The organism is Lysinibacillus sp. C5.1 (genome assembly GCF_016350185.1).
In the GTDB taxonomy this organism is placed as follows: Bacteria; Bacillota; Bacilli; order Bacillales_A; family Planococcaceae; genus Lysinibacillus; species Lysinibacillus sphaericus.
Genome location: NZ_CP066226.1, coordinates 748,366 through 767,885, shown reverse-complemented (window position 1 = coordinate 767,885; position 19,520 = coordinate 748,366). Strand labels below are relative to the sequence as shown.

Genomic DNA, 19,520 nt, shown 5'->3' with positions numbered 1-19,520 from the left:
ACCTACTATTCTTCCAATAATGTTGTATCAACAAATTCCTCATAGCTTGGTGGGTTTTCGGATAACCCCATCTCAATTAATGAATCTCTTAAAATGGCATACGCATCCGCTTCAATTTTCAAGTTATGATACGAAATCCAATTTAACGATAAATCTAAAACATCCTTGTCAACTTTAATATATTTAGCCACTACCTCATGTGCATGGTCTCCTCCCTCATTCATCAGCTCTCCAGCCTCGGCATAATCCTTGACGAATTGTTGGGCAATATCTTTATTTTCTTCGATAAATGCTTGGCGAAGTACTAATCCGCAATCGATTGAATTTGGCCATAATTCCTCCGATTGAAATAATACCTTGCCTTTTTCAAGCGCCACAGAAATCGCACCAAATGGCTCTGCTACTACATATCCTGCTATACGACCTTCTGCAAGCGCAGCTGGCATTTCTGCAGGCGGTAGTTCTACCACATTGACATCCTTATACTTTAATCCCGCTTGCTGTAACATGCGGTACAACAAAATATTATGTGTAGAGTATTTATTAGGAATTGCAAAACTTTGTCCTTTTAAATCCTCGACTTTTTTGATTGTTGGTGCTGTCACGATAACATTGCCATCTCGATGCCCTAAAGCAACTGCCTTTAAGTCAATCCCCTGTTCCTTGGCCTTCATTGCTAACTGAATCAGCACTGATGCGCCTTCAATTTTACCGGTATTTAAAGCATCCATTAGCTCTGGCCATGACCCAAATTTAACGAGCTCAATGGCATATCCTTTGTAGGTTTTATCTGTTTGCATATATAGCGGTGCTGCATGGGTAATTGGTAAATAGCCAATTTTCACAACTTTTTTATTGCTCTCTGCTTGCGATGCTGTACTTTTGTCATCCGTCCCACATGCCGCAAGCGTTAACATTAGCATGAACACGAATAGCAAGATGCCTAATTTCTTCTTCATTTTTTATCCTCCATTTTAAATGTTATATTCAATCGTATCTTGCGGGTGGGTAAACTGGAATTCATTGAAAATAATCTCACGGAAATACTGAAATTCTGAATCTGAACGATCTCGTGGTTTAGCACTTCGTATATACAGCTCACGATGAATGCGACCAGGATTTGGACTCATAATAAAAATGCGATCCGCCAAGTAAATGGCTTCGTCTATATCGTGGGTTACCAGTAAGATGGTTGTCTGCTCCTTTTTTTGGATGGCAAGAAGCTCGTCCTGTAAGTAATAGCGTGTAAAAGTATCGAGTGCAGCAAATGGTTCATCCATTAAAATAACCTCTGGGCGAATTGCGAGTGCACGTGCTATCGCGACCCGCTGTTGCATACCTCCTGATAATTCACTCGGTAAAGCCGTTAGTCGATTTTCTAAGCCGACAAGCTTCAAATAGTACTGTGCCCGTTGCTGTCGTTCAACTTTAGATAACGCTTCTCCTTCTAATGCGAGTTCCACATTTTTTTGTACCGAGCGCCAAGGGAGTAACCCGTAATTTTGCATAAGCATCATACAGCGTTTGCTCGCCTTTGTTACAACCTGACTTTCTAGCAATACTTGTCCCGTAGTTGGCTGTTCAAATCCACCTACTAAATTCAATAACGTACTCTTGCCACAACCACTTTTTCCTAAGATGGCTATAACCTCTCCCTTTTGTATATCCAATGAAATTTGATGGAGCACTGTCTGCTCAGCAAATGCTTTACTTACCTGTTGAATAGAAATTAACGGTGCTGTCATAATGCTATTGTCACCCCATTTTAATCTTTATAATTTTACTAGGTTTAATATGTTTTAAGTTATTTTATTATACTCAGTTTAAAATTTCAACCTAATTTCAAGAAAAATATTTGAATTCCGACAATTTGCCATCTCACTCTATCAGCTCAATAAAAAAACGAGGCTAAACAAAAGAAAAAAGTGTTAGATTGACTGCAATCTAACACTTTTTCGCTATGTTGTTGATGTCCGCTACGGGCGGTTTGTTGTGTTTGACGTCTTAGGAGTCGTCTCCCTCCGCTACCCTCAACTAGTTTTCACTTCTAATGGTTCTTTTTTGCAAATACAAGAATAACAAATTCTCCTCCATAGAAAAATTTACGAGCACCTTACCTCTGTTTCTTAAATTTTCTAGTTATGTCTTAGCCTCGTCATCATCATCCTATAGAAGATCGCTTCGATTCTATAACAAAAGGGAAACCTCTTTTAAAATATGTATTGAATCATGTCATGTATATTGCAATAAGGATTTTCACGATTTTCTGTATTGCGAAATGACATCATTTTTGAACAATTTTGAATTGCTACCTCATGTCGAAGTGCAATTGGAGCAATAATTGACTCGTCCGCCTTATGACGGAAATAATGTGTTACTCCAAGATGCTCTTCCATTTTGTTATTTAAAACCGCACGAGGATATTTTTCTGAAACATCCACTACTTCGAAATGCAACAATAACCATAATTCAAATGCTTCATTCGTATAAGCAATATGGATATCTTTTTCTTCACAGAATACATTGACTTCCTCTAACTGTTTCTCAGTTAAATCATCCTTATCGAAAACAACCCATACTTCATCAAAGTATTGATAGCTGGAATCACGAAAAGCATGTTGTGCTAACTTAATGGCAGAACGCTTAACGTTTTTTATCTTTACACTCACCATTTTAGAGCGTTTTAAAATACGTAATTGCTCAAAATAAATACGCTCCGTTTCTCCCTCACAATAAATTAAAATCGTTTTACGGACTGTCCGATTCCCATGCTGGCGTACTCTCACTGCTCAGATACCTCCACTTCATGTAGATATTGAGTTGATAAGTATTCATTAATAACTGGTGTTGCTCCGAACTCACCCTTTAAATAGCGCTTCGCATATGAAATATCCGCTCGTTTTTTCTGCAAATCAGCAAAATCAAATAAGGAGTATAATTCAGATTCATTTTTAAAGCTTTTATTGACAAACCAGATTTGGTCCGTACGTAATGGTTCATCAAGTAAATTAATTTCATGGCTTGTTACAACAAATTGATTATTGGTATTGCGCTCACTGTTCATAATGGTCATTAAAAATTCACAAATGGATACATGAAAAGCTGTGTCAAATTCATCTATAAAAATCGTCTTCCCTTTATTGTATGCATCTACTATGACACATGCTAAATGCAGCAATCTAATAGTGCCTTTAGAATCCATTGTCCAATTGATTGACTCTGTGCCTATCGGCGCTCCATCTTCATTAAACGATAAATAATGTAAATCGATATCCACCTCATGAATAATATCTTGTGTATCGCTATCATAGCCTATTGTATTTTTTTCTCTGCGTTCAACACGGCGTGCTGTCACATCTTGAATAGAAAAGTCAGCAATTTTCAATATTTTCATGACTTCTCTCTTAAAATCGTCCTCTTCCAGTTTGCGAATAAGCGGGTGGCTGGCTAAATGTTGTGCCTCATCTAAAAACAAAATTTTATGTAAAAACCAATCAAAAATTTTTTTAGCATCTGCGTTATTAAAGACATTTAACACTGATAAAAACGCGGTATTATTCCGTGTATAGTTAGTCAGTTCAACTGCTGTACTTTGTGCAGTTTCATACACGTATTCTGTACCGTCCCATTGTCTAACAAAAAGCTCCTCATTTATCGCTTTCGTAGTTTTTGTAAGTCGCTCATAAAGAACTTGCTCGGCGTTATATTGCACCTCATAATCATAAAGTGAGCCTTCTAGAAATAACGAAATCACGAATTCTGTCGGCTTATCATGTTGTCCCCCAAGCTTAAATGGCTGGTAAGGTAATCGCAGTTGCTTGACATTATTCAAGTTTTCAAAGTTAAACAACAATGAGCGTAAAATTTTTAGCGTAGCAAATAAATTCGATTTGCCACTGCCATTCGATCCAAATATAAAGGCACTTTTCACAAGTCTTAATGAATCCATCGTCATCGTGTGTGTATCCTTTAATTTTCGAATTCGGCTCCCAGCCACCATTGAAAATAATGTCTCGTCTTTGTAACTTAAGCAATTTTTCACTCTAAAATCTACTAGCATACTCTAGCCCCCGTTCCCATTCCACCACATTTCTTTAAACAATAATTATACTATAGTCAGAATAAAAAGGCTGTTCCCAATGTTAAGCCAAGCACCGAAAAATATCAGAATTGTTTGTCTTTGTTTGAGTGACTTGTTTGAGTGACTGGCACGTAACAAAAAGCCTGTGCTCGAAATTTCGAACACAGACCCAATATAGTTATAGGATATACTTGTGTCATCCACTTTAGATTTCAACAATTTTTTCATTTTGTAGAGCTTGTATTGTCAGTTCGATGCCTTCTGCAAATGAATGTTTGGGCTTCCAACCAATCGCCTTCGTCAGTTTTTCATTATTTAAAAATGAATGTTCTATATCTCCTTCTCTTGCAGGAGCATACTGTATCTCTAATGGGTGATTTAAATGTTGTAGTAATAATATAACTTGATGGAGTGACCATGCTTCATTGGTAGAAACATTATAGATACCTTGCAGTCTAGCTTCTACTCCAGCATAAATAGCATCTGCTATATCATCAACATAGATGAAATCTCGCGTCTGTTCTCCATCCCCATAAATCGTAAAGGGCCTACCTTCTAAACTACTTTTTAACATACTAGGGATAACCGCAGCTTCTCCTTGCATACGCTGTCTAGGTCCAAAGACATTGGCAAAACGGTAAATTAATGTTGGTAAACGATAATCACGTTGCCACTTTTCACAATACGTTTCCCCAATACTTTTATTTAAGCCATACATTGAAATAGGCTCACTCACATCTGTTTCCTCTAGCGGAGGATAATGACTATTACCATACACCGCCGCAGAAGAGGCAAAGACAAAATGTTTCACCTTGTATTTTGACGAAAAGAAGAGCATCTGGCTAAGCCCTACAATGTTCGTTAAAATATCCTTCATTGGCTCCTGTATCGAAAGTTGAACACTCGTTTGCGCTGCACAGTGAATCACCACATCAAATGCAACTTCCTTAAAGAAGTGCTCGCAAACTTCATCCTCAACATTTAATAAGTACGATTTATGCTCAAAATCAATGTTTCGTAGATGTCCCGTACTCAAATTATCAATTATATAAATATTGGCGCCTTCCTCAAAAAATCGTCTTGCCACAGCACTGCCAATAAAACCATAGCCACCTGTCACTAATACATTCATCCCATCGCCCCCAAAAACAATATGATGTTTTATATGCATTAATTGCTAAAAATATGCAAGTAACATATTACTGGTTTATTTTAACAGACTATCAATAACAATACATATTCCTTCTACAGAGGTTGTTTGTCCTAATAGACAAACTGCTAGACTCATTCTACTTTTTCGTAAAAATTCATAACAATAACCAACACCTGAAATAAAAAAATCCGCTCAGACTTTCAAGCATGCCATGAGCGCCAAACGGAAGCGTTTAGCTCCGTTACTCATCACTTGCCAATAAAAGTCGAGCAGATGTTTAGTTAAGAGATTTAGTTTAAGCTGGGTTCACTTCAAGTTCAACTGAAATTTTAATATCCTTGCCTACAAGGACACCTCCTGTTTCCAAAGCAGCATTCCAAGTTAAACCGAAATCTTCACGGTTAATTGTTGTTTCTGCCTCGAAGCCATATACTTCCTGACCCCATGGATTTGTACCTTTACCGTTAAATTCAGTATCGAATGTGACTGATTTTGTTACATCCTTAATTGTTAAATCACCAGTTAACGCATACTCATCGGCAGATTTTTTGGTAATGCTTGTTGATTTAAACGTAATATTTGGATAGCTGTCTGTATCAAAGAAATCACCTGCTTTTAAGTGATTATCACGGTCTTCACTACGTGTGTTAATGCTTGCTGCATCAATTGTAATAGTAATGTTTGCTGTTGTTAAATCTGCAAGATCCGCTGCTTCGATATCAGCTGAATAACTATCGAATACGCCTTTTACTTTTGATACCATCATGTGTTTTACTTGAAAGTTAATTGCTGAGTGTCCTAAATCGATATTCCATTTTGCCATTTTAAATTCCTCCAATTGTTTGTTTTATATCTCGAATTCGAGATATATGTTAAAATATGAAGTAACTACTTTAATTATGTTACCCAAAAATTAATGAGCTAAACATATGTAGTTACTTCGAGTACTTCTTAGCTTATTTTACATTACGAAAAGTAATCAATTACTTTATGTAACTTACTATATATTAATAATCAATTTACGTCAAGTAATTTATTTTCATTATTTTCGACATCGTTCTTGTTTTAAAATTTGTCGAAGTAGCGAACTTCTTGCTGAAGCAAGTTATCGTTTTACTAATTTCCCTTGTACAACAAATCGATGGTCATCACTCATGACAGAATCTTTACATGTAGATAGCGTCACAATTTTATCATTTGGTCCAATAGCTACATTCAAATCAATTTGAGAACGATTTTGCACTTCTTCAATAAATTGAATAAAATCCTTATCTGACTTAAATTCGGTTTCAATATAATAAAAATCAATAGTTGTTTCATAAGCTGCAAATACTTCCACATCATAACCTTCATATAAGGTATCCAGATAAATTGTACGATGTGCTTCAGCATAATCTTGTTTCAAGTAATTTTTCAAACTACCAAACATCGTTCCATCTTTCATGGCATGACCATACAAAATCGTATTGCGATTAATATCGAGTGCATCATTACGATAGTCCATAAAGATGCTACCTGCACGACTTTCACGGTTTTTAAAATTATGGGTTAGATAAAAATCATTATCCTCTGCTTGTAAAATTGGATTGTTGAGCTTTGTATCATCTATAGCAATCCAGCCTACAATGCGCTCATTTACAGCTAATATATCGTGAAATTGAGATCTTATCGTATAGTTTGATTTTATTTCCTCAGTCGTTTTTGCTTTGTCATTAACTTCTTCTTGGATAGTTGCCAATGTTTCGGCATATATCGTTTGTACTTCCTTTAAAGACTTTGCAGACTCATAATAGGTATAGAGATACTTTACAAGAGCAAAACCAGAATATAAAAATATTGCAATATATAAAACTGTTAATAGCCTAGATGTCCATTTTTTCATCGTTCCACCAACTTAAATACCTACTGGTACCATATAAAGGCCAAGTTGTTCATCCTCATTGAAGATTGCTTCAACACCATATACTTCTTTTATGACTTCCTTTGTAATGACATCACGTGGAGCTCCCTCTGCCATAATATGTCCATCCTTCATCAAAATAATATGATCACTATAACGAATCGCTTGATTAATATCATGAAGCACCATAAGAATTGTTAGACCATAATTCTTATTTAAAGCTTTTACCAGTTCCAATAGCTCCATTTGATAATAAATATCTAAATACGTCGTCGGCTCATCCAAGCACAATATTTCAGATTGTTGTGCTAATGCCATTGCAATCCATACGCGCTGTCTTTCCCCGCCCGATAAAGCCACTAAATCATTGTCTCGTTTTTCTAGTAAATTCGTACAAGATAAAGCCCAATCAATCGCTTTCTTATCATCCTCATCATTGCGTTTTAACATTGTATGATGTGGCAGACGCCCAAAACTCACTAACTTTTCAATCGTTAAATCTTTCGGTACATCATTTTGTTGATAAACAATCGCAAGCTTTTTAGCAAACTCTTTAGGCTTATACTGGACTAAATCCTTATTTTCCAAAGAAACATTCCCTGATTTCGGCATATTATTGCGAGACATTACACTAAGTAAAGTCGACTTCCCACAGCCATTTGGACCAATAATCGTCGTAATTTTACCTTTTTGAATCTGCGTTGAGACACCATCTAAATGATTGCGTGTATTATCATGGGAAACGATAATATCTTGTATTTCCATATTTCTTCACTCTTTTCGTAATAGGAATATTAAGAATGGCCCACCGATAATTGCCATAATGGTTGAAGCAGGAATTTCAATGGGCGCCACTATCGTTCGACCAATTGTATCAGCTACTAAAATTAATAAGGCCCCTGCTAGTGCGGTAAATGGTATAAGTACTCGATGATCATGACCAACCAAACGTCGTGCAATATGTGGAACTAATAAACCAACAAATGAAATAACACCTGCTACAACAACTGACACGGCTGATAACAATACAGCAACAGCGGCAATTATTAAACGGGCACGTGCTACGTTAAAGCCTAGACTTTTTGCCGTTTTATCTTGTAAAACTAGTAGATTACACCAGCTATATAACGCAAATGCTGCAACTAAACCTATTGCTCCATATGTCGCAATGGTCGACACATCTTTCCATGTGCGCATCGTTAAATTTGACCCAACCACACTAGTAGCAGATGTATTGAGTGAGCCCCCAAGGCTTAAAAATGCTTCTGTCAGACCAGTAAACATCGCATTAATAGCAATCCCTACTAATATCAATTTTAGTGGACTTAAACCCGATTTCCATGACAAGGCAAACACTAGTGCACAAGCAAATGCCCCACCTATAAACGCTAATACTGGTGTCATAAAAAATAACGCTGGGAAAAACGAGATAATAAATAATTGAACAAAAGCTGCCCCTGAAGAAATACCAATAACGCCCGCGTCTGCTAGCGGATTACGCATAACAGATTGCAGTAGTACCCCCGAAACTGAAAGCGCAGCCCCAGCAAATAAAGCAACAAAAATACGAGGAAAGCGTAAATCACGAATCGCCTCCATCTGGCTATTCCCTTCTTCAAACAATGCCCCTATAAATTCAAAAAAGCCCATTTTAATACTACCCGTCGTTGCTGAATAAATCATTGACACTAGCAACAACGCTATTACAATTGAAAAGCTTATTATTTTTTTCGTCATATCGGACTTCCTTTATTCCGCTAGTATTTGTGTATCTATTGTGCGATGAAAGATTTGTAAGCTGTTATCTTAAAACGATAAGGCTACTAGAAATATAAGAAAAGCGCCCTACGGCAAGATACTTGCTATACGAGCGACAATTTCAAATACATATTAACGATAGAAAATTTCCATTAGCTGTCCTAACGCTTGCGGTACTTGTAAGGAGGCTGTAGTGCCAAATAACTCTTCTTCTAAATCATATACTTTGCCATTTTTCACCGCTTCAAAATGCTTCCAAATATCATTTGTTTTAAATTCCTCGTCAAACATTTTAACTACTTCATCAGGCATACCGTGTGAAAGGCGTAAAATAATATCAGGATTGCTATTGTGCAAGTACTCCGTATTGGACGCTAAGTACTCTGCCTCTTGCCCTTCCATGACATTTATTCCACCAGCCCGTTTAACTAGATCACCTGCATAAGAATTTTCAGTAGCCACTAAGTAACTCCCTGGAATACCAAGTAAAATTAAAACACGAGGTCCTTCCTTATTAGCAGCGACCGTTTGGACGGCATCAATATTTTTTTGTAGACCCGACACTAATTGTTCAGCTTGAGTAGTACGGTCATAACGTTCACCTAGCGTTTTAATTTCCGCCATCATTGCATCCACACTTTGGAAATTTAAAAAATGTACAGGTATTTTCAGTTGCTTGAATTTATCTTGTAAATCATATTCTAATGTTGACACTGATAATACATCCGTAGGGTTCAATGATTTTACAATTTCCATATCAGGCTCCATTGCATTGCCAATAGTAGGCAGGCCTTTAAAGCGTTTTGCTAATTTTTTTTCAGTCGTCGGTACAGCAATTGCATCCAACTCTAGCTTATCTAAAATTTCAGCTATTACAACTGTGCCAGCAATAATACGATTTTCACTTTTTGCAGTTGTGTCCGTTGAAACTTCAACCTTTTCAGTGGAGTCTTCATTTGCTGGATCGCTTCCACCGCTACAACCAGCGATTAAAAATACGGTCATCAGTGCGAGTAATGCCAACCAGTTCTTTTTTATGTTGCACATATCGTCATCTCCTACTTATCTCAGTCTTTTTTTGAATTTCTTAAACGACGAACGACTAACCAGCCTGATAAAATACAAATAAGCACAAGCAATACAATTTTTACTTTATCTAGCTGTGCGAGTTGCTGATTTACTGTCATTTTGTTTTTTGTCTGTTCAGTTTTTGCTTTCTGTTCCTCTTGCATTTCAGCAGGTTCTTCAACTGCTTCCTCCGCATTTGCATCAAGTGTTCGATCAAAAGCTAACTGTTCTTCCACCATTGTTGTAACAGTATGCTGTACTGGAGGAAGGGGGAGCGAATTGGGCTTAATTGTAGGCTCAACTGTATTTTTCTTTAAAGGTTGCTCTCTTTTTTCAGTAGCGATAGCAGGAGACTTCCTCATAACGTTTTGCTTAGGAGGCACTGCTTCTATAGGCTTCCCAACAATTTGAGCCACTTGTTGTTCATTAAATTGTATATCCACAAAATATTGATGATGATACGCTATCTCTGGAATATCTACTTGTACCCACATCCGAAGTGGACGATGGAAATCAACGACTGCAAATTCGACAATTCGCACATTGTCATTTATAGAGACAAGTGTTGGTGCTACTTGCTCACCTAGTTGTTCAACGGTTAGACTCGTTACCCAAGATGATTTTAAAATCGTCATCTGAGCAAAATAGCTGCCGTTTTTTTCTATTATTTTAGCCACTGGATTGACATACGTATTCATAATCGATGGTTCTTTTTTTCCATCGACATACAATATGTAGTCGATTGACCATTCTTTTTCAGGCGCACTTTCTGCGATTTCAGTATTCTGTTCAATCTCTTCACTTGGCGCTTTCACTCTTATCTGAAACTCTTGTGCAAACGGACGACTTTCCTGTTCTAATTCAGAAGCCACTAAACCCTTTATTCGAATTGGTTCTTTTAAGTCTTTCACATCAAACTGAACTAAATTTTCAGTCCACGTTAAAATAGTAGAAAGCGATTTTTCAGGCTGTTCAATATGTATATCTTGTAAAGTATATGGATGATTGATTGTCAAAGACAATGTATATTGACCATTATTCATGTCCAGTGTCGCTTCTTCATTAAAAAATCGGTTTTGTTCTATTCCATCGTGAGTTGAAAAACTTAGTTCAACTTGATAGCTTCCATTTCCTAGTGAACTATCTTCTTCAGCTTGCACATACAGCCATTTAAAATGAGGGGCAAATAAGAAAAACATTGCACTAAGTGCTAGTAATACGATGACTTTTCTTTTGCATGTTTTCATGAAAATTCCCCCTATTTCTCTAAAAGCAACAGTAACTTCCTTCCTCATTTATGTGAGAAAGGAAGTTGCTATTGTTAAACCTTATTATTCTTCAAATTCGTAGAAGAATTCTAAAGAGTTATTTAAAATTTTTGCCATTTGACCACGTGTTAATGGTTTGTTTGCATTGATGTATGTTTTACCATCTTTCGCAACAGATCCAGTCATAATGCCTTCTTTGTAAAGTAATGAGAATGCTTCTTTCGCTTCATCATTAGCAATTGACGCTTGGTCTGCATATGGTAATGAAATTTCAACATTTAAGTCGCCTTCCGTTACTGCTTGGATAGCACGGTAAATCATTAGCGCACCTTGTTGACGAGTTAAAATGCCATTTGGATTGAATTTATCACGAGATTCAACAATACCATATTCAGCTAGCGCGTTAATCGCTTGTTCCGCTTCAATTCCTTTAATATCTTGGAAGCCCGCAACTTCAGTAGCTTCTAATTCTAAAGTACGTGCAATCATTAATGCAAATTGTGCACGTGTTAAATTGTTATTTGGATTGAATTTATCTTGTGGCATGATAATCTCATAAGCTAGTAAGTTAAGGATGGCTTCTTTATTTTCGTTATCATCGATATCTTTAAATGGATTTTCAATTGTTGTTTCTTCAGTATCTGTAACTGGTTTACTTAAATCTACATCAAAGCTAAATTGTACAGTATGAACAGAATCATATTTTACGCCTGCTTTAGGCTCATCTACGATAATATGAATTTCAGCGTTTGTAAGTGCTTTTAAATCTTTTACTTCGAAAGTATAAATACGTTCATTTGTTTCTTTATCTTCCTCTGCTAATACAGCGTCCTTACCATCTACTTTAAATGATTGAACATACTGACCTTTAGGGAAATGCATGCCGACTACATATGTGCCATCTGCATCACCAACTGCTACAGTTGGACTAATATAGTCTTTCATAATAGATTCTTCTTTAGTGCCATTTTTATAAACTGTTACAGTACCTTCATAAACATTTACGTCTTCAGTTTCATCTGTAACTGTTGTTGTTTCTTCTTTTACAGGTTGCTCTTCTTTTACTTCATCAACTGGCTTTACTTCTTCTGCTGTTACTGGTTGGAAGTCGAATTCATACCATTTATCCATGTTAGCTGGAGCTGGAACAACTACGTGTACTTTTGCCGCAGTTTTCACTTTTGGATCTACTGGGAATGACACGATGCTTGAACCATCTTGTTGCTTTTCAAATGTTGCATCGACATATTTATCGCCTTGTTTTACTTGGAAACCAGTGATTGTTGGAGCGAATTGAGCTGGAACAGTTAGTTTCACTGTGTATGTACCATCTTTTTCGATAAGTAAGCCTGTACCTGTAAAGTATTTATCCATGTATCCCGCTTCATCTGTACCTGGTTTAAATGTTTGGAATTTTACAGCTGTACCTTCAGCTGTTCCTGCTTTTTCTTCCACTTTCACATCTGTAGTAACTGTTGTTGTTGTGTCCGCTACCTTTGCTGATGCAAATGATGGTACTGAAAGTGATGCTGCTAATAATGAGGCAAGTACGATTTTTGTTGCGCGAGATTGACGTTTTTTAGTCATTAATGACCCTCCATTTTTGTTTTGTTTTTTGTTCTATAAAGTAAAAATGCTGATCCTGCAAATGCAACAAGTAACAAATAGGGCGTCGCATCGCTTGTTTGTGGATTAGGCACTTGACTTCCAGATGTTGTTGGCGTTGTCGTATCATTTGGTGCTGCTGTAGCTGCTGAACTTCTAGTTGCTGGTGCATCAAATACTAAGGAAACGCTATATTCATGGTGATAATTAATATCATCGATATCAATTTTCATAGATGTTACAACTGGCTTTGATAAATCTTTCACTGTGAATTGTACAACACGTGTATCAGCTGCCTTATCTTCGCTAACAACCGAAGCTCCTCCTGGTGGTTGAAATTTCGTAATCCAAGCACTATTTTTTAATGTAAGTTGTACAGTAGCTGTGCCACCTTTTACTGTCACCGTTGCAGGCTTTACGAAATAATCGTTTGCTATTGATGCAGAGCTACTATCTGGTTTATTGACCTGATATTTTACAGAATAAGTACCATCAGCAAGTTGAGCAGATGCATGTGGTAATGCTAAATTAAAAATAACCATACTGACTAGCATGACCAACATCACTATTTTCTTCATGTGTTGCACGCCTCCTCTAATTATTATGGAAAATTTTTATCCATTTTCCATTAATCATTATAATTGATACGAATAATATTCTCAATATTTCCATGAAATCAATATTATGAAAATGTAAACGAAAATTATTCTCAATTACACTCTCTAACCAAAGGATAATCTTTGCTACCAATGTATGTCAACTAGCAATCTAAAAACGTCTTTAATATGTCAAAATTCCCTAAAAAAAAGAATATTACTGCATCAAACAGTAATATCCTATTATTTTTATTATTTGGCAAAAACTTCAAAAACTCCAATAACAATTAACAACCATCCTGATATAGCGGTAGAGTATTTCCCTATAAATGTTTTACTTAGCAGGACACCAAAATGACTTCCTAAACCCACTGTGATAAAAGAAAATGTGCCTATCGAGATGACCGTCCAAATTGCGGATATACCATTTGCACCGATAGCAATTCCGCCTGCTAAACAGTTTGCCGATAACACGAACCCAAGTGTCATTGCCTCTCTCATAGAAATAATATGATTTTTATCTTCGTCAAATATTTCAGGATTTTTAGCAATGCTATGCTTGGAAAAACGATTAGAGAAAAGTGTAAATATCCCAATCACACATAGCAGAAGGCTCCCTAAAAGATTGGCTGTATGTGGCGAAATATACTCTATTACTGTACTACCAGCCGTTACTGCCACAAAAGTGACAATCATTGACAGTACAGCAATTACTGCATTCGATAAGATGGGAATCTTCACTCGCTTAACACCATAGGCCAAACCAATCCCCAAATTATCTAGATTGGCTGCTATACCAATAAAAATAATGGTGATCCAATGCATGATTTCCCTCCTTTTAAACGATTCTCCATTTTCTCATCATATGAGAAGGAAAATTTTATGTTCAATTGGGCGTTTACCGGAAAATGCAATGGAATTAATGAAGTGCGGGGATTTATCCGCGATTGGCACGGCTTTACCCGCGATATAACATGGCTTACCCGCGATTTATTCAACATTACCCGCGATTTGAGCGAAGTTACCCGCGATAATAAAACAAAAACGCGATACAATCACTTTAAGCCCATAAAACCATTGTAAACAATGAGGGATTATCAGGAACATGACTGATTGTTGTAAATTCATATTATCCCGACAATCCCCTAAGTAAAAAATTTAACTTTTCCTACGACATTATTGCCTAGCGGGAATAAACCCCTCTGCTTCTGCTTCTTCTTTCGTACAGAACATGGCTTCTGCTACCGTATTGTCATAATCACGTTGTCCAGGCATGTGATAAATTTTGTTACCTTTTGAATTAATATTTCCTTTAATAGTACAATTCTTTTTACTGCTAGTATTATTCGACTCATCTTTACTTGCTTTAGATGGATTTTCTTCTTTCACAGCATTAGTATAGGCCTCTTTATCGTAACCACGATTTGTTACGTAGTCTTCAACTGACCAAATACCAATGGCAGATTGTTGCGCAGTTTTTTGAATGGACTTAAACCAATCTACATGTTTCGTATTTGGCTCATAAATATAGGCCACGCGTGCTAACCCATTTTTCAATAGTTGCTCTTGTACACTAATACCATCTTTCGTATAAACATAAGCTAATAACCTTTTATATTTATCCCGATAGGAAACGTCGAATTCTAAATAAACGGTATCTTGTCCAGCTAGTAACTGTTTTGTAAATTCTTTCGCTTCTGGCCCAAAAGGTTGCACCCCTAACGTTTTGTGATTCGTTTCAGGCGTATCTACAAGAAGAAAACGTATTTTTTCGGAACTGCCGTTATATTTTATTCTGATTGTGTCCCCGTCAATTATTTCCTGTAGTTCAAATTCTTCAAATTTACTCACATCATGCTTTTCAGCAGATTCCTTTGTTGAAGCTACAATCCCTTGTATATCTTCAGTTTTACCATTGCCGGTGCTAGCCTCTTCTGTACATCCACTAATCAGCAATGTTGAAAACAATAAAGCTAAAAATAATTTTTTCAAATTCATATCCTACTTCCTTAAAGTTAAATCTAGAAAATATCCATTACTAATTTAGAATCGTCCAGACAAAAATAAAAAATGATACATAATAATGATCCCCTTTTTAATTCCTTACGCATATCGCCAAAATCAAAAATCTCCAGCTATATTATAAACTGAAGACCTGATAATTTATCTAAATATTAAATACAATACAACGGCAAAAATAATTGTTCCGCTAGTGATTAACGTTTTAATATCTTTATCACTCATTTTCAGTACCTCTTTTCTTACTTCATACAATACTTTATTTAATTCTATTATCAATAAAGTCGACTAATATCACAATGGATTTGATTAGTTTTCTTCTGAAATTTTTAAGTCTGCTTAAAATATTTCCTATTATACAAAAAAAATTCAGAACGCCCGTTACAAAATAAAGAGTCAACAAACTTGAAAAATACAAGTTTGTCGACTCCCTTAATCCCTCAATTGAGGGCATTTATGCTATTACACTATTAAATTTCATTATGTGGTTTTGGCTTTGGACCGAGCTCTTCTGGCTCAATATCAGCAAATGTTTCGCCTTCTTCTTCTAAATCACGCATGCGGTGAGCAATACGTGATGCTGCCGAAGCTGCAATGCTGGCAACTAAATCATCTAAAAATGTATTAACATGATGTCCAGGCTCTGTGTCGAGTTTTTTAATAATACCGATTTTTTGTTTATCTAAATGTCCAAATGTTGTTACAGCTATACTTCCATATGTAAACACAGACCCCAATGCAATCGTTTCATCTACTCCGAATAAGCCTTCATCGGATTCGATAATTTGTTGTAGAGGTGACGATAATAGCCCTTTTTCAGCTAATTCATCCAACTCTATTCCAACTAATACTGCATGTTGGACTTCTCGTTTACGTAATACACGTTCAACCGAATGAATACAATGCTCTAATGTTAAGCCTACATTGTAGGATTTTTGCATTTCATAAACAATCTCAGCAATGTCTTCTAACTCTACACCACGGCGAATTAGTGCAGCTTGGGCTGCTTTCGCCACTTCTTCTGACTGTACGCGAATACTTTTATCATGCATAACTAACCCTCATTTCAGTTTTTTTGCTAACATAACGCTAGCCCAACCTATTATACCTTTACTTTCGTAATATGGTACAATTTTGTCACAAACACATGAAGGAGTGTCATCATTGGATAAGGGAACTGTACAAGATTTAAAGTTCTATAGTGAAGCATTGCAGGAGGAATTACAGCTATATATTTATGTCCCTGCTAATTATTCTCCACTATACAAATATAATATTCTCATCGCTTCCGATGGTAAAGATTATTTCCAACTTGGAGGTATTACAAAACTAGCCGATGAACTTATCGATGACTATGAAATCGAGAATTTAATCATTGCATTTGTACCATACAAAGATATTAAAGATCGCCGTACTAAATATATTCCAAGTGGTGAGCAACATGAAGCTTACTTACGCTTTTTAGCACATGAACTTGTTCCCTATTTAGATGCTGAATATGCAACGTACCAAATGGGTATGAGCCGAGGAGTTATCGGTGATTCTATGGCTGCAACCGCTTCCTTAATGGCTGCATTAAAGTATCCGAGTATTTTTGGCAAGGTTATTTTACAATCACCTTATGTTGACGAAGATGTACTGAAAGCGGTTGAACAGTTTAAAGATCCAGGAGCTATTTCTATTTATCATATCGTGGGAAAAAATGAAGATAAAGTTGTGACAATGGATAAAACCGTTAAAGATTTTTTAACGCCAAATCGACAGTTGCATAATCTAATGTTAAGTAAAGGCTTCTCTACATTTTATGAAGAGTTTGATGGCAATCATACATGGAAATATTGGAAACCTGACTTAAGACGTGCGTTAATTGAAAATTTCAATTAATGTTAGGCGATTCAAATTACGTATTTTGAAATTTCTGTTATACTTAGATAGAAAAATCGTTTATTTTCGGGAGGTAATGGACTATGAAGTACGGAATTGTGGCATTTCCATCAAAAAAATTGCAAGATTTAGCAAACACGTATCGCAAGCGTTACGATCCTCATTATGCGAAGATTACACCGCATATGACGTTAAAAGACAGCTTTGATGCAACAGAAGACGATATTCAATCTATTGTTAAGCAATTAGATGATATTGCTGCTAAACACGCGCCTTTAAATATTCATGCATCACGCATTAGTTCGTTTTTCCCAACAACAAATGCGATTTATTTCCGCATCGAACCAACTGAACAATTACAAGCATTCCATCGTGTATTGGAAGAACAAATTCCTTTTGGGGACTCTAAGCATGTTTTTGTTCCACACATCACGATTGCACAAAAAATGACGGACTCAGAACATGATGATATTTTTGGGCAACTCCGCATGACTGGGGTTGATGAACATGATAGTATCGATCGTATTCATCTTTTATACCAATTGGAAGATGGGTCATGGACAACATATGAAACATTCCGATTGACTGGAGCTGAATGACTTTTGTATAACGTTAAGATTGTCGAAACAGAGAAAGAACATGCTGATGCATTTGCTGTTCGTAAAAAAGTATTTGTAGAGGAACAAGGTGTTCCGCTTCATTTAGAATGTGATGCTTTAGATGCAACAGCAACACATTTTATTATGTATGAAGGCAATGAACCTGTTGGTGCTGCTCGTCTACGTAGCATTGAAGATCATACTGCAAAAATTGAACGCGTATGTATTTTACAAAGTCAGCGGGGCAAAAAACTTGGCGTTTTAATTATGCAAGAAATGGAGAAATTCGCAATTTCCATTCAACAAAAGAAATTAAAACTCCATGCTCAAAGCTACGCCGTTCCTTTTTACGAAAAGCTTGGTTACACGGTAACATCTCCTGAATTTATGGATGCTGGAATACCTCATCGAGCAATGGAAAAAGAGATATAATGAACAGGTGTTACGATATGCTAAAAGCAAAGTCGTAACACCTTTTTTTTGCCTTTGTAGCGTGTTCTCTATTTGGAGCTCTTTCGCACACCAAAATAGACAAACGTTCATCATTATTTCATCATTCTAGCAAGCTTTTCGAAATCTAGTGAAGCGCCATCTTGAATAATAGAGTTTACGATTTTATCTTCAAGCTCTTGTGTAATTTGTCTATTAGACACTTTGCCTACACGGCGTACTATTTTTCTTACTTGTTTCTCATTGGTGAAATCAGCATGTTGAATTGCATTAGCTAATGCAAAGATTTCATCCATTGATACGCCTGTCTTTTGTTCAATCGAATTAAAAAACGAGCGATGCATGTTCCCCCTCCTATCAATTCCACCTCAACGTTATTGTCGCGAATGATTCATAAACGGTAACTAATCGTACACAAAACATCAATGACAACTGTTGGAGGCTCTAACCTTATTCAGTAAGTTTTTTATATACTCACAGAAAAAAGCTAAAGCCTATATATCTAAAACTCTCTAGAGCTTTTAGCTAGACTAATTAACTTACGAAAGTAGCGCCAACAATAATTAGGAGAATGAATAGGACAACAATTAAGACAAATGTTGAGCCCATTCCATTATTGTTATTGCCTCCGCAATAGTTCCAGCTATTTGCACCAGCAACATTATTACCATAAGGTTGTGCACACCAGCCTTGATATCCCATAAAAGCACCCCTCCCTTCTACAACCTATAATATGTAAAGTTGCAGGCAAGAGAGGGGTATTCGTCTAGTCAATATTCCCTTTTGGTTTAAAAATTAATGCGCCAATAAAGCCAAAAACAATTGCAGCACTGATTCCCGAACTTGTTACTTCAAACATGCCAGTCAATACGCCTACTAATCCATGCTTTTCCGCTTCAGCCATTGCACCATGTGTTAAGGAGTTACCAAATGATGTAATAGGTACAGTAGCACCTGCACCTGCAAAATGAATGAGTGGCTCATACAAGCCCATTCCATCTAGAATTGCACCAACAACGACTAACGTACTTAATGTATGTGCTGGCGTTAATTTACCAACATCCATTAATAATTGACCGATAACGCAGAAAATGCCTCCTACAATAAATGCAAATATAAAAGTCATAACCATGCTGTTG

23 protein-coding genes and 1 pseudogene are annotated in these 19,520 nt (G+C 36.4%); 4 read left to right on the top strand and 20 right to left on the bottom strand.

Going from position 1 to position 19,520, the window contains the following annotated elements; genetic code table 11:
- Positions 1–5 precede the first annotated feature (5 nt).
- The 15 genes and pseudogenes from I5435_RS03490 to I5435_RS03420 all read right to left on the bottom strand — a co-directional run.
- Complete coding sequence (locus I5435_RS03490) at positions 6–959, bottom strand: ABC transporter substrate-binding protein (RefSeq protein WP_337983263.1); 954 nt, start codon at positions 957–959, stop codon at positions 6–8.
- A 15-nt stretch (positions 960–974) separates the two neighbouring features.
- A complete protein-coding gene (locus I5435_RS03485) occupies positions 975–1,745 on the bottom strand; it encodes an ABC transporter ATP-binding protein (protein WP_024362565.1) in 771 nt (256 codons plus the stop codon).
- A 465-nt stretch (positions 1,746–2,210) separates the two neighbouring features.
- Positions 2,211–2,786 (bottom strand): RloB family protein, encoded by a 576-nt coding sequence (locus tag I5435_RS03480; protein ID WP_337983262.1) that lies wholly within the window; start codon positions 2,784–2,786, stop codon positions 2,211–2,213.
- Positions 2,783–4,060: an AAA family ATPase gene (locus tag I5435_RS03475; protein ID WP_258842989.1), complete on the bottom strand. Its 1,278-nt coding sequence runs from the start codon at positions 4,058–4,060 to the stop codon at positions 2,783–2,785. Before I5435_RS03475 ends, I5435_RS03480 begins: the two co-directional genes overlap by 4 nt.
- 226 nt (positions 4,061–4,286) lie before the next feature.
- The gene (locus I5435_RS03470) at positions 4,287–5,213 is read right to left on the bottom strand and encodes an NAD-dependent epimerase/dehydratase family protein (protein WP_024362562.1); all 927 of its coding nucleotides are present in this window, start codon (positions 5,211–5,213) and stop codon (positions 4,287–4,289) included.
- A gap of 316 nt (positions 5,214–5,529) precedes the next feature.
- On the bottom strand, positions 5,530–6,057 hold the full coding sequence (locus I5435_RS03465) for a YceI family protein (protein WP_024362561.1): 528 nt from the start codon (positions 6,055–6,057) through the stop codon (positions 5,530–5,532).
- 282 nt (positions 6,058–6,339) lie between these two features.
- Positions 6,340–7,116 (bottom strand): class B sortase, encoded by a 777-nt coding sequence (srtB, locus tag I5435_RS03460; protein WP_337983261.1) that lies wholly within the window; start codon positions 7,114–7,116, stop codon positions 6,340–6,342.
- A gap of 12 nt (positions 7,117–7,128) precedes the next feature.
- On the bottom strand, positions 7,129–7,899 hold the full coding sequence (locus I5435_RS03455; protein ID WP_337983260.1) for an ABC transporter ATP-binding protein: 771 nt from the start codon (positions 7,897–7,899) through the stop codon (positions 7,129–7,131).
- 6 nt (positions 7,900–7,905) lie between these two features.
- Complete coding sequence (locus tag I5435_RS03450) at positions 7,906–8,871, bottom strand: FecCD family ABC transporter permease (RefSeq protein ID WP_025218688.1); 966 nt, start codon at positions 8,869–8,871, stop codon at positions 7,906–7,908.
- A 153-nt stretch (positions 8,872–9,024) separates the two neighbouring features.
- Positions 9,025–9,930: a heme ABC transporter substrate-binding protein IsdE gene (gene isdE, locus I5435_RS03445; RefSeq protein ID WP_443136943.1), complete on the bottom strand. Its 906-nt coding sequence runs from the start codon at positions 9,928–9,930 to the stop codon at positions 9,025–9,027.
- Between the two features lie 29 nt (positions 9,931–9,959).
- Positions 9,960–11,207, bottom strand: a complete 1,248-nt coding sequence (locus tag I5435_RS03440) for an NEAT domain-containing protein (RefSeq protein ID WP_337983258.1) — start codon at positions 11,205–11,207, stop codon at positions 9,960–9,962.
- Between the two features lie 84 nt (positions 11,208–11,291).
- Positions 11,292–12,815 (bottom strand): NEAT domain-containing protein, encoded by a 1,524-nt coding sequence (locus I5435_RS03435; protein ID WP_024362555.1) that lies wholly within the window; start codon positions 12,813–12,815, stop codon positions 11,292–11,294.
- Positions 12,815–13,411 (bottom strand): heme uptake protein IsdC, encoded by a 597-nt coding sequence (gene isdC, locus I5435_RS03430; protein ID WP_337983257.1) that lies wholly within the window; start codon positions 13,409–13,411, stop codon positions 12,815–12,817. The genes I5435_RS03435 and isdC overlap by 1 nt, the downstream gene beginning before the upstream one ends.
- Before the next feature lie 270 nt (positions 13,412–13,681).
- On the bottom strand, positions 13,682–14,029 hold the full coding sequence (locus I5435_RS03425) for a manganese efflux pump (RefSeq protein ID WP_304364566.1): 348 nt from the start codon (positions 14,027–14,029) through the stop codon (positions 13,682–13,684).
- A pseudogene (locus I5435_RS03420) lies at positions 14,027–14,260 on the bottom strand (manganese efflux pump); the annotation flags it as partial. The gene I5435_RS03425 and the pseudogene I5435_RS03420, both read right to left, overlap by 3 nt.
- Before the next feature lie 51 nt (positions 14,261–14,311).
- On the opposite strand from I5435_RS03420, the gene I5435_RS03415 reads away from it, so the two are divergent.
- Positions 14,312–14,512 (top strand): hypothetical protein, encoded by a 201-nt coding sequence (locus tag I5435_RS03415; RefSeq protein WP_137036909.1) that lies wholly within the window; start codon positions 14,312–14,314, stop codon positions 14,510–14,512.
- Between the two features lie 93 nt (positions 14,513–14,605).
- Here I5435_RS03415 and I5435_RS03410 read toward each other — a convergent pair whose 3' ends face one another.
- Both I5435_RS03410 and I5435_RS03405 read right to left on the bottom strand, forming a co-directional pair.
- The gene (locus tag I5435_RS03410; protein WP_038509431.1) at positions 14,606–15,427 is read right to left on the bottom strand and encodes a thermonuclease family protein; all 822 of its coding nucleotides are present in this window, start codon (positions 15,425–15,427) and stop codon (positions 14,606–14,608) included.
- A 491-nt stretch (positions 15,428–15,918) separates the two neighbouring features.
- The gene (locus I5435_RS03405; protein WP_024362550.1) at positions 15,919–16,500 is read right to left on the bottom strand and encodes a phosphatidylglycerophosphatase A family protein; all 582 of its coding nucleotides are present in this window, start codon (positions 16,498–16,500) and stop codon (positions 15,919–15,921) included.
- A 112-nt stretch (positions 16,501–16,612) separates the two neighbouring features.
- On the opposite strand from I5435_RS03405, the gene I5435_RS03400 reads away from it, so the two are divergent.
- From I5435_RS03400 to I5435_RS03390, 3 genes are all read left to right on the top strand, one after another.
- On the top strand, positions 16,613–17,332 hold the full coding sequence (locus I5435_RS03400) for an alpha/beta hydrolase (protein ID WP_025218681.1): 720 nt from the start codon (positions 16,613–16,615) through the stop codon (positions 17,330–17,332).
- 83 nt (positions 17,333–17,415) lie between these two features.
- Positions 17,416–17,931, top strand: a complete 516-nt coding sequence (locus I5435_RS03395; protein ID WP_024362548.1) for a YjcG family protein — start codon at positions 17,416–17,418, stop codon at positions 17,929–17,931.
- A gap of 3 nt (positions 17,932–17,934) precedes the next feature.
- Positions 17,935–18,363 (top strand): GNAT family N-acetyltransferase, encoded by a 429-nt coding sequence (locus tag I5435_RS03390; RefSeq protein WP_024362547.1) that lies wholly within the window; start codon positions 17,935–17,937, stop codon positions 18,361–18,363.
- 113 nt (positions 18,364–18,476) lie between these two features.
- On the opposite strand, the gene I5435_RS03385 is transcribed toward I5435_RS03390, so the two are convergent.
- From I5435_RS03385 to spoVAE, 3 genes are all read right to left on the bottom strand, one after another.
- The gene (locus I5435_RS03385) at positions 18,477–18,725 is read right to left on the bottom strand and encodes a stage VI sporulation protein F (protein WP_024362546.1); all 249 of its coding nucleotides are present in this window, start codon (positions 18,723–18,725) and stop codon (positions 18,477–18,479) included.
- Positions 18,726–18,915: 190 nt separating this feature from the next.
- Positions 18,916–19,083, bottom strand: a complete 168-nt coding sequence (locus I5435_RS03380) for a YjcZ family sporulation protein (RefSeq protein ID WP_080653321.1) — start codon at positions 19,081–19,083, stop codon at positions 18,916–18,918.
- Positions 19,084–19,147: 64 nt separating this feature from the next.
- Complete coding sequence (spoVAE, locus tag I5435_RS03375) at positions 19,148–19,507, bottom strand: stage V sporulation protein AE (protein WP_374116275.1); 360 nt, start codon at positions 19,505–19,507, stop codon at positions 19,148–19,150.
- Between the last annotated feature and the right edge of the window lie 13 nt (positions 19,508–19,520).